This is a genomic window from Aequorivita todarodis (genome assembly GCF_028561335.1).
Lineage (GTDB): Bacteria > Bacteroidota > Bacteroidia > Flavobacteriales > Flavobacteriaceae > Aequorivita > Aequorivita todarodis.
Map to the genome: position 1 here is coordinate 90,530 of NZ_JAQQTG010000049.1, position 14,127 is coordinate 104,656.

General features: G+C 42.2%; 9 protein-coding genes and 1 tRNA gene. 4 read left to right on the forward strand and 6 right to left on the reverse strand.

What is annotated here, in order from left to right; translation table 11 throughout:
* Nucleotides 1–106: 106 nt before the first annotated feature.
* The 4 genes from POV26_RS13765 to POV26_RS13780 all read right to left on the reverse strand — a co-directional run bounded on the left by POV26_RS13765 (nt 107) and on the right by POV26_RS13780 (nt 6,130).
* Nucleotides 107–424, reverse strand: coding sequence for a hypothetical protein (locus tag POV26_RS13765; RefSeq protein WP_272857044.1), 318 nt, complete (start codon nt 422–424; stop codon nt 107–109).
* Between the two features lie 123 nt (nt 425–547).
* Nucleotides 548–1,852 (reverse strand): sugar MFS transporter, encoded by a 1,305-nt coding sequence (locus tag POV26_RS13770; RefSeq protein ID WP_272857045.1) that lies wholly within the window; start codon nt 1,850–1,852, stop codon nt 548–550.
* A gap of 101 nt (nt 1,853–1,953) precedes the next feature.
* The gene (locus POV26_RS13775; RefSeq protein WP_272857046.1) at nt 1,954–2,952 is read right to left on the reverse strand and encodes an isoaspartyl peptidase/L-asparaginase family protein; all 999 of its coding nucleotides are present in this window, start codon (nt 2,950–2,952) and stop codon (nt 1,954–1,956) included.
* Nucleotides 2,953–3,040: 88 nt separating this feature from the next.
* Nucleotides 3,041–6,130, reverse strand: coding sequence for a GH92 family glycosyl hydrolase (locus POV26_RS13780; protein WP_272857047.1), 3,090 nt, complete (start codon nt 6,128–6,130; stop codon nt 3,041–3,043).
* A 101-nt stretch (nt 6,131–6,231) separates the two neighbouring features.
* Here POV26_RS13780 and POV26_RS13785 point away from each other — a divergent pair, with 101 nt between their 5' ends.
* From POV26_RS13785 to POV26_RS13795, 3 genes are all read left to right on the forward strand, one after another.
* Nucleotides 6,232–7,452 carry a metallophosphoesterase gene (locus POV26_RS13785; RefSeq protein ID WP_272857048.1) on the forward strand — a complete coding sequence of 407 codons (1,221 nt, stop codon included), beginning with the start codon at nt 6,232–6,234 and terminating at the stop codon, nt 7,450–7,452.
* Between the two features lie 218 nt (nt 7,453–7,670).
* The gene (locus POV26_RS13790) at nt 7,671–7,967 is read left to right on the forward strand and encodes a thioredoxin family protein (protein WP_272857049.1); all 297 of its coding nucleotides are present in this window, start codon (nt 7,671–7,673) and stop codon (nt 7,965–7,967) included.
* Nucleotides 7,968–8,166: 199 nt separating this feature from the next.
* Nucleotides 8,167–9,633, forward strand: coding sequence for an autotransporter outer membrane beta-barrel domain-containing protein (locus tag POV26_RS13795; protein WP_272857050.1), 1,467 nt, complete (start codon nt 8,167–8,169; stop codon nt 9,631–9,633).
* Here POV26_RS13795 and POV26_RS13800 read toward each other — a convergent pair.
* Nucleotides 9,619–10,257: a polysaccharide deacetylase family protein gene (locus tag POV26_RS13800; protein ID WP_272857051.1), complete on the reverse strand. Its 639-nt coding sequence runs from the start codon at nt 10,255–10,257 to the stop codon at nt 9,619–9,621. The two genes, POV26_RS13795 and POV26_RS13800, sit on opposite strands and share 15 nt — an antisense overlap.
* Nucleotides 10,258–10,283: 26 nt before the next feature.
* Nucleotides 10,284–13,607: a glycosyltransferase family 117 protein gene (locus POV26_RS13805; protein ID WP_272857052.1), complete on the reverse strand. Its 3,324-nt coding sequence runs from the start codon at nt 13,605–13,607 to the stop codon at nt 10,284–10,286.
* Nucleotides 13,608–13,823: 216 nt separating this feature from the next.
* Between POV26_RS13805 and POV26_RS13810 the strand changes: the two genes are divergently transcribed.
* Nucleotides 13,824–13,896 (forward strand) — tRNA-Gln (locus tag POV26_RS13810).
* Nucleotides 13,897–14,127: the final 231 nt, after the last annotated feature.

Genomic DNA, 14,127 nt, shown 5'->3' on the forward strand with positions numbered 1-14,127 from the left:
TCAATGTTACTTTCAATTTCAAAAATAATACCTTGGCATTACCTTCTCCTTAATTCAGTATCGACAATAAAATATTTTAAAAAGGCCGCACCCCACAGCGGCCTTTTTAATTGAATTCAAATAAAACAATTGACACTAGGCCCAAAGCCAATGCGGTAATTTCTTTATTTGAAAGTGTTTCACTATAAACCATCCAGTTTATAAGAGAAAGCAGAATTACGTTAAAAATTAAAAACATTACTGAGGCTACAACAATATTTTTAAAGGTAAAACTGTAAGCTAAAAAACTTAACCCAATTACATAAAAGAGCATCCCTCCCGCAAAATGTATTTTACTATTGCTGATTACCCAAGTTTTCATCAATAAATCGCCAAACGTGTCAAAAAGAGCTCCCGCGGTTATATAGATAAGTGCATTGTTCATGAGCGAAAATTTAAACAATTCGGGAGTTAAACTTTCTCTAAATGTATTGCATGGATTTTTTTACAGCGATAAATTTTTAGTGAAGGGCACGATTTTTTTAGTGAATGAAAATTTACGGCCTAACTATTTGAGTGTGCGGCTCTTTATTCTTCCAAAAATAAAAATGTAGCCATAGCAGGCAATTATAAGTAGAAGCGCAACTTTAAAACCTACATTGTCAGTTAAAAAACCATAGGCAGGCGGAATAACCGCTCCGCCCACAATGGCCATACAAAGCAGCCCGGAAGCTTGCGGTTTTAAATCGCCCAGCCCGTCAATCGTTAAAGCAAAAATGGTCGGGAACATAATAGAGTTGAAAAGTCCTACTGCCAGAATGGACCACATAGCCGTTAAACCTCCCGTGTTCATCGAGATTAGCAGCATTATAATTGCCAAAAAGGCAAAGATGGAAAGCACCTTTGTAGGTTTCATAATTCGCGTGAGATAAGCGCCTACAAACCTGCCAACCATCGCGCCGCTCCAATAGAAAACTACAAAGGCACCCACAATGGCCTTGCTGTCAATTGTGCCCAAATCGGTATTTAAAAGATTCTCGGCAAGGTATTTCATGCTTTCGTTCTGAAGAATTATTTCAGAAATATTCATGCTCATAAAATAATTCACCAAATAACTGCCAATGGCAACTTCGGCGCCCACATACAGGAAAATGCCGAGCGCGCCGAGCATAACGATTTTGTTTTTCAGCAATTTTCCATAGCCGCCCACAGGGTTTTTTTCCAATATCTTCGGAAGTTTTATAAATACGAATAACAAAGCCAGAAGCCCGATAAACGCTGCGATAAAAAGAAAGGGTGTCTGCACTGCGGCGGCTTCGGAAACGTAATAGGAACTTCTGTCCACATCTGTCAAAACCGAAATTTCTTCCGAAGATTTAATCGTATCGCTCAACAAAAACGACGCTCCTATCAATGGCGCGATTGCCGTTCCCAAGGAGTTGAAGGCTTGTGAAAGATTCAATCGGCTGGAGGCGCCATCCTCACTTCCCAAAACCGAAACGTAGGGATTGGCGGCCACTTGCAGCACGGTTATTCCGCCCGCGAGCGTGAAATAGGCCACCAAAAATATCCAAAACACCCTTTCGGATGCGGCCGGATAAAATAGCAGACAACCCACGGCCATGGTAACCAGGCCCACAATTATTCCTTTTTGATACCCGATTCGCGAAAGCAAAGCTCCCGCAGGAACCGAAATTACCAAATACGCCAAAAAGAAGGCAAACTGAACCAGTCCGGCTTGAAAGTAACTCAATTCAAAAACGTCTTTTAAACGGGGAATCAAACTATCCACCAAAACGGTAATGAATCCCCAAAGGAAAAATAGCACGGTAACGGTTATAAAGGCGGAGCGGAAGGATTTCTTTTCGGTCATGGTTAGTTGTTGCTGTTGATACAATTGTTTCTACCTCTCTGCGATCTTTGCGTCTTTGCGGTGATCATTTAACCGCAGAGGCGCAGAGAACGCAAAGCAAATTAATATTTATCATAAAAATCCGAAGGGATATTTTCGTTTTTGCCATTTTGGTATTTCGTTACCCAAAATCCGTCGTGGATGGAATAATAGCCTGTTTCACCTTTTTTGTTCACCGCGATATACCCCACTTGAAAATCTTTGTAATTCGGGCTTTTTTTGATGATTCTTCCAATGGCTTCCTCGCAAGCCTGTTGCGGGGTTTTACCCTGTCGCATCAATTCCACAATCAAAAAACTGCCGACGGTTTTTAAAACTTCCTCGCCAAGACCGGTTGCCGTTGCGCCCCCCACTTCATTATCGATAAAAAGACCGGAACCGATTATTGGCGAATCGCCTACGCGGCCAGCCATTTTGAATGCCAAACCGCTCGTAGTGCAGCCACCCGAAATATCGCCGTTTTTATCGATGGCCAGCATCCCGATGGTGTCGTGGTTTTCAATGTTGATAATTGGTTTGTATTGTGAGGTTTTTTTCCACTCCTCCCAAGCTTTTTTGGATTTTTCCGTAAGCAAATCCACAGGCTTAAAACCTTCGGAAATCGCAAATTGTTCTGCGCCTTTCCCTGCCAAGATTACGTGCGGCGTATCTTCCATAACTTTTCGCGCCACCGAAATGGGGTGCATAATATGCTGAAGATAAACCACGGCCCCATAGTCGCCATCCTTATTCATAATACAGGCGTCCAGCGTAACGTTGCCATCGCGGTCGGGCAGGCCGCCAATGCCGACCGATTGGCCTTCGGCGTTTGCTTCTTCAATGTTGCAGCCTTTTTCCACCGCATCGAGGGCAGATTTTCCTTCCTGCAAAACACGCCAAGCCTCGGCGGTGCTTTCGTTTACGTTCCAAGTGGCGATTACCATTGGAAAACCGGAAGCTTCGTTTTTTGGGCTCTTTTCTTCTGAAATGGAAGTTTTGATTTCCGAAGCAAAAACAGAGGTTCCCACTGCAATTCCCAAAGTGGAAAGCGAAGCGTTTTGGATAAATTTTCTGCGTTTCATAAAGATAGTTTCAAGTTTATGGTTTGGAGTTTCTCTCAAACCTAACCGGTTTTTAAAACCTGTTAGGTTTAGTTCTATTTCAAGGGTTCTACTTTCCCCCTTCGGGGGTTAGGGGGCTTATTTCATCCACAAAAAGCCACGCTTTTCCGCCAAAGCCCAAATGTCCTTTTGGAAGAGCTCCGAAGTTTTTAGCTGAAATTTTAATGAATTGGATATTTTTATCTACTTCAAATTCTATTGTTTTTATTTCAGTTTCGTCCGAAGGTTTTTCAACTTCTATTTTTTGGATTGGCAAGTCGGTAAAATCCGTTCCATTTTCCGAAACCGAGCAGATAACTTCCGTGGGATAAAAAATCCAGCTCCGTTGGTCCTGCAGAAAATTTACCGAAACCGTTTTTACTTCCTTTAAAGAGCCCAAATTCAGGGTCGCTTTTAAATCTGTATCATGGTAGCCCTGCCAAGTTCCGGTTCTAAAATCATTGGTGCCGTGAATGCCATCAATCAACGCGTTTTCGCCGCCGCCGTTGTATTGGTTGGCGTATTCGGTTTCCAAAGTAATGCTGAGGTCTGGGTCTATTTTGTAAAAATGGGTTTTGAGCAGAGCGCTCCGTTTTCCGAGATTTCTGGCAGATGGCTTTTGGGGAAGCTCCTCCGAATAGCTTCTCAAAATAGTTTCTTCCGAAATAGTAAAAGGTTGTGTGTATTTCTTGAATTCTGAATCATTTAGCGAGTAATAAATCTCGGTCCGGTTGCTGGGCCCTTCGACTGTGCTCTGGATAAACTTTACCGGGGCAACGTCGAGTGAAATTTCAGTTTCATTTTTAAAAGCCACTTCCCCTTTTGCGATAAATGGTGCGGGAACAATCAGGTTTTCGATAATTTCGGTTTTGGGGATTTCGTCATCTTTCGTGGCCCACTTGGAAGGCTTATCGGTCATTTTGAAAACCAATTTTCCGCCAGCCATAATTTCGGAATGGGTTATAAAACTTCGGTGCAACGATTTTCCGTTCAGTTTTGCCGAAGCGATATATTTGTTGGCTTCGGAAAGATTTTCAGCTTCAATTTTAAAAGTTTTCCCTCCCGACTTTTCTCGGGATTCCAGATTGATTGTAGCACTTTCAAACAAAGGCGTCCCGATTATATACTGATTGCTCGCGGGCGTTACGGGATAAAAGCCCAACGCGCTAAAAACGTACCACGCACTCATCTGTCCGCAGTCTTCGTTTCCCGAAATTCCGTCGGGAGCGTTTTGGTACAATTCAGTTAAAATTTGATGGACTTTTTCCTGTGTTTTGGCAGGCTTGTTCACAAAATTATAGAGATAGGCCATATGGTGGCTGGGCTCGTTGCCGTGGGCGTATTGGCCAATAAGCCCCGTTATATCTACTTGATGGCGACCGGAAGTTTCTTGCTTGGCTGTGAAAAGTTTATCGAGCTGGTTTTCAAATTCGGCCTTTCCGCCCATTAAATTTATCAATCCCGAAATGTCCTGCGGCACGTAAAAACTGTATTGCCACGAATTGGCTTCGGTATAGTTGAAATTTACCTCGTACGGGTCAAAAGGCGCAAACCAAGTGTTTCTGAAACGCCCGCGCATAAATTTGGTTTCGGGGTCGAAAACGTTTTTGTAGTATTGCGCCCTTTCAGAAAAAATCTCGTAATCTTCAGTCTTTCCCATTGCCTTTGCCATTTCGGCGATGGTCCAATCATCGTAAGCGTATTCCAGCGTTTTTGAAACCGATTCGCTTTCTTCTTCCACGGAAATAAAGCCAAATTCCTTATAACTTTTCAGTCCCAACTTGTCCTGCGTTGCGCTGTGTTTCATCGCCGTAAATGCTTTTTCGGCATCATAGCCGCGAATTCCTTTTAAATACGCATCGGCAATAACGGGCACGGCATGGTAGCCAATCATACAGCCCGTGTAATTGGCCGCCAATGGCCAAATGGGAAGAATTCCGCCTTCGTCATATTTTGCCAAAAGGGAATTTATAAAGTCGTTGGTGCGTTCTTTTTCTATGATTGTATAAAGCGGATGCGCCGCACGATAGGTGTCCCAAAGCGAAAAGACGGTGTAGTTTTCAAAATCGTGGGATTGATGGATTTCCAAATCCATACCGCGGTAACGGCCATCAACGTCTTGATACAGATTTGGTGCAATCATCGTATGATAAAGCGCCGTGTAAAAAATGTTCTTTTGACTTTCAAATTTGTTCTCCCTTTGGGGGGCGGGCGGGCTTTCGATTTCGATTTTGCGCAGCTGGTTTTCCCAAGCAGTTTCGGCTTCTTCTTTTACTTGCTGAAATGTTTTATTGCCAATTTCGGCTTCCAGATTTTTCTTTGCGCCAGCTTCGTCAACGGCTGAAATTGCTATCTTAATTTCGAGTTCGTTTCCTTCGGAAGGGTCGAATTCAAAGGCGATTTTCGTAGCTTGGGGATTACCCCCCTGCCCTTCTAAAGGGGAAACACCCCCCTGCCCCCCTAAAGGGGAAACACCCCCCTGCCCCCCTAAAGGGGGGAATTGTTTGGAATTTTTAAAAGGCCGGGAAAACTGGATGTTGTAAAAAAGCCGCTGGTCCTTTGCCCAAGCTTCGGAATGGCGATGGCCGGAAATTTCGGTTTTTGAAAGAATTTTTATTTCAGAACTCAACACTTTGTCGCGGTGTTCCAAATCGAGGATTACAATCTGTTTTGAATTCTTCGGAAATGTGTAACGGTGTATTCCGCTTCGTTCGGAAACGGTAAGTTCCACTTCAATATTGGTTTCATCCAAAAACACTTTGTAATATCCGGGGGAAGCGGTTTCGTTTTCGTGCAAAAAATGTGCGCGATAGCCCCTTTTCCCATCGGCTCCATTATTGAAATTAACAGCATTTGTAGGCATTAAGAGCACATCGCCATAATCGCTCACGCCCGTTCCGCTGAGATGCGTGTGCGAAAAACCATAAATATATTCGTCGCTGTAATGGTAGCCGCTACAGCCGTCCCAGCCGTCCAAACGCGTGTCTGGGCTTAGCTGCATCATTCCAAAAGGCATCGTAGCACCGGGATAGGTGTGGCCGTGGCCGCCCGTGCCGATAAAGGGATTTACGAAATTGATAAGCTTTTCTTTTGAAGGATTTTCCTGCGAAAAACAGAAAAAAGAACAGAGAATAAAGAGAAAAGACAGGGATATTCGCATTTCAGGAAATTATTCGGAAAAGATACTAAAACCGTTAAAATAAAGTAAAGAAGCGGTTCACTTTTTTGAAACGCACTATCTTTAAAAATTCTTTCTACCCTATGCGCTGGTTCATTTTTATTGTCTTTTATATTCTTGTTGATATTTACGCCTTTCAGGCTGTAAAAACACTTACCAAAAATCCGTGGATTTATGGAATATATGTGTTTTTGTCCGTAGCTATTTTAGCTGCCTTGCTATATCAGGTCTCCAATTTGGGGGCAGGGAAAGTGTTGGACATCCATACGATGTATGTTTTTGGAATTTTTCTCACATTTTTTGTTCCGAAGCTAATAATAGTAATCTTTATGTTCGGCGAAGACATTGGCCGTTTTTTCGTGGGAATTTTTATGAAGGTGGCCGGAAGTGACGAAGCGCAATTTATGGCTTCCCGCAGGAAATTTGTGAGCACCATTGCTTTGGGAATTGCTGCAATTCCTTTCGCATCGCTGCTGTATGGAATGATCCAAGGGAAATACAATTATAAAGTACTGAAATACGCTTTGGAATTTGAAGACCTGCCCGATGCATTTGACGGTTTCACCTTAACACAGATTAGCGATATACACAGCGGCAGTTTCGATAACCGAAATAAGGTGGAATATGCCGTAAACCTTATAAACGAGCAGCAAAGCGACGTAATTCTTTTTACAGGCGATTTGGTGAACAACATCGCCGATGAAATGAACGATTGGAAACAACTTTTTTCTACTTTGAAAGCCCCAGAGGGTGTTTTTTCAATTTTGGGAAACCACGATTACGGCGATTATGTGAAGTGGGAAAGTGCTTCGGACAAAGCTGAAAACCTTCAGAAATTGAAATCCATCCAAAAGGAAATGGGTTGGACCCTGTTGCTGAATGAAAGCCGATATTTTGAACGGAACGGGCAAAAAATCGCTTTGGTGGGTGTAGAGAATTGGGGCGAAAACGGGTTTAAACAGGCAGGCGATCTGGACAAAGCCTGTAAGAAAATTTCAGAAAGCGATTTTAAAATTTTGATGAGCCACGACCCTTCGCATTGGCAGGCAAAAGTTAAAGAGGATCCGCGCCATTTCCATCTAACCTTGAGCGGGCATACGCACGGGATGCAGTTTGGCATTGAAATTCCCGGGATTCTAAAATGGAGCCCCATAAAGTACAGATATAAAAATTGGGCCGGAATTTATGAGGAATTTGGAAGGTACATAAACGTGAACCGCGGCTTTGGGTTTTTGGGCTATCCGGGGCGTGTGGGAATTTGGCCGGAAATCACTGTTATCCAACTTAAAAAGAAAGTAGTCTAATTCGCCGCGGCGGAGAATTAATGAGGTGTAAAATGCTGGTTACGCAATATGCTTTAGAACCTTTTAAGGATTATTATGTCTTGGTTCTTGAGTCCCTTGAGTCTTGTTTCCAAGTAGTAAAAACTCAAAACTTTAGGCACTTTAGCGCACTCAACGTACTTTAGGCACTTATTTTATTATATTTGTAAATACAATTGTTCCACTAACACATCAGGCAAATGTCAAAATTTGGAGAATTAATTGAAACCCGCATCCCGGTTCTGTTGGACTTTTATGCAGAATGGGACGAGGCCTGCAAGGAAATGCACCCGGTATTGAGGGATGTTGCCGCCGCACTTGGCGACAAAGCACGGGTTATAAAAATAGACGTTGATAAAAATAAGGAACTTGCCGAAGCACTTCGCGTGAAAGGCCTGCCTACCTTGATGATCTACAAAAATGGCGAAATGAAATGGCGCCAAAGCGGCGAACAGGATGCCAATACGCTTATTGGGCTTGTTAATGAATACGTTTAAGGTTTACGTCCACTTTTCCCCAACATAGATTTATATTCTTCAAACTTGTAAATTGTTGTGTTTAAGCATTTTAAATTCTTCTTCTTTTTTAATTTCTTACAAAAAAGTTAAAATAGATCGCCAAAATCGTTAAAAAGTGTGTTTTTTCTGATAAAGCAATTATTTTTGTCGGAAAAACTTTACTTTATCCCCAACTGTTATGAAAAATTCCTACAGACTACCTTCTCTATTGGGAAGGTTATTTCTCTTTACAATTTTATTTTTCCCATTGACCATTCAGGCGCAGGTGGGAATCGGCAATACAAATCCGGATGCCTCATCCGTGCTTGATATCACTTCTACCTCAAAAGGACTTTTGCTTCCACGGATGACTACTGCCCAGCGCTTGGCAATTACGACGCCTGCAAATAGTTTGATGGTTTATGACACCACTGTAAAGGCATATTTTTATTACGACACGGTTTCAGCAACATGGGTGCGTATAAATTCAGCGTTTAATCAGCGCAACAATTATGTTTTGGTGAAGACAGCCGCTGATTTACCTGCGCCATCGGGAGGTAAGATTACTTTGGTTTCAAATACTTTATATGAAATAAACGGCACCATTACAATTACCGCGCCTATAGATTTGAACGATGCTTACGTTGCTGGTTTGGACGCAAATGAAGATATTCTTTATAAAGCAACTGGCCCCGTCTTCCAAGGAACAACGGGAGGAAGTATTAGGAACGTTACCATAACGGGTGGGGCTGGCGCAAGTGCTTTCAATATTACTGGCGGTAATTCATTGTTGGTCCAAAATACGATTGTCGCTAATTTATCAAGTGTTGGAACAATTTCAAATATTGGCCTTTATTTTGGGAATATTGTGCAATTTGTAAACAATACTACAGGAATTACCTATAACAATATTGGGAATCTACTTTTGAGCAACCAAGCTTGGCTGGACTCCAACAACGGTACTTTTGAAACCTTTACAGGTACCTTTGGATTGATTGAAAAAGTGAGCGGGTTTAGCACGATGAATGGCGCCGATATTGCCATTGATGTAAGCTCCAACCCAAATGTTGGCAGTGGCGTATTGCTAAGTACCGTATTTTCGGGAACAACAACTGCTCCGGGAGGATTTATTAAAAAATATACAACAGGATCTTATCCCGGCTATAATTTTACAAATGCCTGGGCAGTAAATTGTCCGGGAATCCCTCGTGAGTCTGATGATGTTGCTACGGGGGATATTAATTTGGATGCCGCCGTTGGCAGTGGAGAATTAACAACATTTACCGGCACTGGCTCTGGTAGTAGAATTAAGGTTGCCGGAACGACTACCTCAAATAATCTGTTCCGTTTCGAAAGAGTTGGAAATAACAGAATCGTGTATCGTGGCGCAAAGAGAAGGTTTTTTCAAGTAAATGCTTCCGTATCCTATCAGGCCAGTGGCGATCCCACTATCATCCTTTATATTGCGAAAAATGGAAGCGTTATTACACAAACAAAAGTATATGGCCGCGGCGCGACTGGTTTCTTTGTAAATGCAGGTATCCTCGCACTGCCAATAATTGGGACCGTAGAGCTTTCAAATGGCGATTATATTGAGATTTGGGCAGAACGGTATTCGGGCACCGGAGATATGAACACCGTTTCATTAAACTTAACCGCGCGATAAATTTATTGGCTTGCAAAGCCAATTTTTCTCCCCAATAAACCCCAAAACCTTCGGCAGCACATAACGAAGGTTTTTTTCTGCCTTTAAACTGTCGTGGAATACAACGACACTTCCGGGCTTTATGTTTTTCAGTACATTTTGAAGGCATTTTTCTTCGGAAATAGCGGCGTCATAATCATAGCTGATGATATCCCACATCACAATTTTGAAACCTTTCCGCTGAAGGATTTTAGCTTGTTTTGAAGTGATTTTTCCATAGGGTGGCCTGAATAATCTTGAATCTTGAATCTTGAATTTTGAATTGTTTCCCATCTGTCTTTCGGCTTTTTCAACATTCTCAATATATGCTGAAGTTGCTGTTTTCCACCCGTTCAAATGGTTAAAGGTGTGATTGCCGATGGAATGGCCTTCGGAAATTATTCTTTGGAAAATCTCGGGATGCTTTTGAACATTTTCGCCTATGCAGAAAAAGGTGGCTTTGGCATGGTGCTTTTTCAACTCGTCCAAAACCCAGGGCGTAACTTTGGGAATTGGGCCATCGTCAAAAGTTAGATAGACGGAATGTTGTTTACGTGAAAACGCCCAAATCCGTTCAGGGTATAACCGCTGAATGAACTTGGGCATTTTTACCAAATTGAACTTCAATATTTTTAGTTTACGGGGACTTCTTTCTCGATTTCTTCCGATGGATCCCGTTCCATTTTCTTCAAAAGGTTTGAGTCCAAGGGAATTTGAATTGTCGAATCCTTTTTGAGTTCCTTGTCCAAATCCATCGCTTCATCTGGCGAGTAGAAATGACGGAAAAGCTTCAAATAATCATTGAATTTTTTTGCTTCTGCTCTGGCAAAAGTTTCGTCATCATACATTACCACAAGTTGCACCAAGCTTCGGTACCGTTCCATATCACTTATAATATCTGAAGCAATGGCGCGCTGTTTATTGAATTTTAGACTGTTATAATATAAAAGATGCTCTTGGTATAATTTGGTAACATCGTCATATACCTTTCTGGCCTTTTCGGGTTTGTCCAATTCATAATAGCCTATAACATAGGGTTCCAGCAGGCTGTAATATTCAAAATATTTCACGGGCATTTTCTCCATTGCAAGGTCCAGTACCTTTTCGGCCTTGTCTTTTTCGTCATTGTTTATTAGGGCTTCCGCAAGCCGCGCCAGGTTGCTTCGGTAAGTGATGCCGTTTCTGCGGGTTTCGGTGTCGTGATAGATTTCTGGACTACCACTATTGCCCCAATCCCAAGACATAACGATATCGTACATTTTATCGGCATCAATTCGGCCCATATCAAAGGGGCTTCTTTTGTTGATTGGGGTTTTTATTGGCACCAATTTATAGACAACGCCGTCCAATTGCAGATAATCTTTCATCCATAGATAATCGTCATCGCCAAAACTTCCTCCGCTGAAATATATAGGGCGTTTCCAATTATTGTTGGCAATAATGTCCAGCATCATCATTCTATTCTTGTAAATGATATCGCTTTTCACGTTAATGTCAATGTAAGGAACGATTTTATCCGCATCCTTTGGATCCACGATTCCGTTTTTCAAAACGGCTTCCTTGTCAACAGGAATGCGAATCACTTTTGAAGGAAAGGTATGCACTTGCTGGCCACTTGGCAGCTCCATTTGTGTTGCAGGGCTGTTGTTGGCAACAAAATTCATCCACGTTTTAATGTCTATAGTGTCCTTCGTGGTTTTTTGATAGATCAAAAAGTCGCGCGTGCCCCAGCGGTATTTGTCGTGTGTTAACTGCGAAGGAATTGGATCGCTGGTAAAGGCTTTCTTCTTCATATCGTCTATGTACCAATCTGTTTGGAAAAGACTGGTATTCACAATACGCACGTCCTGGCGATAGCCCTCAACATTCTGGGCGTACCAAAGTGCGAACGTGTCGTTATCGCCAATGGTGAAGAGGATTGCGTTTTTGTCGCACGAGTCCAGATACATTTTGCCCATGGATTGTGCGGTATAACGGTTGCTTCGGTCGTGGTCGTCCCAGTTTTGGGTAGCCAATAATACCGGCGCGGCCAAAGCTGTAACAATAAGCACAAGGGGAAGTGCGATTTTTGGCTTCAAATAATTTTTCATCAGGTCGAAAAGTGCATACACGCCATAGCCTATCCACATTGCAAAAACGTAGAAACTTCCCACTAGGGCATAATCTCTTTCCCGAGGTTCAAACGGGCGTTCGTTCAGATAAATTTTTAGCGCAAGCCCTGTAAATAGAAACAGTACCAATAATACCCAAAAACTTTTTTGGTCATTTTTAAAGTGAAAGACCAAACCGATGATTCCTAAGATTAAAGGAAGAAAAAAATAGGTGTTTCGGGCTTTGTTGTTTTTCATATCGCTCGGTAAATTGTCCTGATTGCCCAAACGAAGCTCATCTATAAATTTGATGCCGCTGATCCAGTTTCCGTGCAGATCTGTGTATTGGCCTTGCACGTCGTCCTGCCGTCCGGTGAAATTCCACATAAAATAGCGCCAGTACATATAGCCAAACTGGTACTCGAACATAAATTTCATATTCTGAAAAAAGGAAGGTTTTTTGATGTCGAGATACTCCCCAAAATTCTTTAGAAACTTGTCGTAACCATCTTTATCTACCAAGTCCTGGTTGTAGGCTTGCTTGAATTTGTTCACTTCCTCAACAAGTCTGGGCTCGCTTAAATATTCACTTTTAATGGAAAAATCCAAACCTCCGGTAAATTCCAAATAGTTGGTACTGTGCTCTGTGCTCCACATTCTTGGGAAGAAACCTTTCTGTGAATCATCAGTGTTTTGGCTGGCGTTTTTGTAGTTGTTTACAATCACATATTTGCCGGTAGCCTCATCCTTTTCATAGTTTGGCTTATCGTCCTTATATGGATTGTCTTCATCAAGACCAACATATTTTTCTGTAAATAGCGGGCCGTAAAATAGATGGGTTTCTGGATATTGTTCACGGTTGTAATAGGCCAGAAGCTCGCGGGCGTTGTTCGGGTTGTTTTCATTGATAACAGTACCGGCATTGGCGCGAATGGGCAGCATCAACCAACTTGAAAAACCTATAAATATAAAAAGCACGCACAGCAGCAGGGTATTCAATTGTACATATCCTTTTTTACGGGTAAAGCGCAAACCGTACACAAAAAGAACGATAAACAAAAGTGCCGCAAAGATGGTCCCGGAGTTAAACGGGAGCCCGATGCTGTTTACAAAAAACAATTCCGAAGCACTGAAAAACTTCATCGTCCAAGGCAATAAAAGCTTAAAGATCAAAAGAAGAATAGCAACGGTAACAATATTGGCTATGATGAAATTTTTTATCGTGACTGTTTTATAATGTTTGAAGAAATAAAGAAATCCAATGGCGGGAATAGTCAGCAATGCCATAAAGTGAACCCCAAACGAAAGCCCGATAATAAAGGCGATAAGTATAACCCATCGATTGCCACGGGGTTCCAGCATTTCGCGTTCCCAGCGCAGTGCGGTGTAAAACAATACGGACATTAAAAATGCAGCACTTGCATATACTTCGGCCTCAACGGCATTGAACCAGAAACTATCCGTAAAGGCAAAGGCGAGGGAGCCTATTGCGGCACTTCCAATAATGGCAATAGCGGTGGTCTTTTCTATTTCTTGATGTTTTGAAACTATATTGGTAAGCAAAATGGTAAGCGACCAAAACATAAACAGAATGGTAAAGGCACTGGCAAAAACCGACATTAGGTTAATGGTAAGCGCAATATAGGAAGCGTCTGGCGCAAAAATGGAGAAAAACGCTCCCAAAAGTTGAAATAATGGCGCTCCAGGCGGATGGCCAACTTCAAGGTTGCTGGAGGTGGCAATATATTCACCGGCATCCCAGAAACTTACCGTTGGTTCCACGGTTAGCCAATAGGTAGTGAGGGCGATCGCAAAGACAAGCCATCCCGTGATTTTGTTCCATTTTGTAAAGTTGAAAGAACCCATAAGTGAAATTAAATTTGAACGGGACGAATTTACTAATAATATACATAGCCCCAAGTATGTAATTGAGGTAACGTGCAATATGATATGATATTTTTAACTAAACAAGACATTGGGAGGGCTGAATTAATTTTTTGCAACAAAATGTTTGTACAAGCCAAACTTTGTATTAAATTTGCCACCTCATTATGGCTCCGATAGCCATCGGGGTGGCAATAATGGCCCATGGTGTAACTGGCAACACGTCTGGTTTTGGTCCAGAAGAGTCTAGGTTCGAGCCCTAGTGGGCCAACGAAAGTCTCAATCTTTTTTAGGTTGGGACTTTTTTATTTAAATAGATTTACGACGAGAAGTTTACCCTGAGCGCAGCCGAAGGGAGCCCAAGTGGGCCAACAGAAAAAGAAGCCGTCTCAAAACCTGGGGCGGCTTTTTCTATTAAAAAGCTTGCTTAAAAATTGGTTATTTTTTATCTTTAAGTACTGACAATCAAAGATATGAATACCAATTTTCAATCCTACAACCA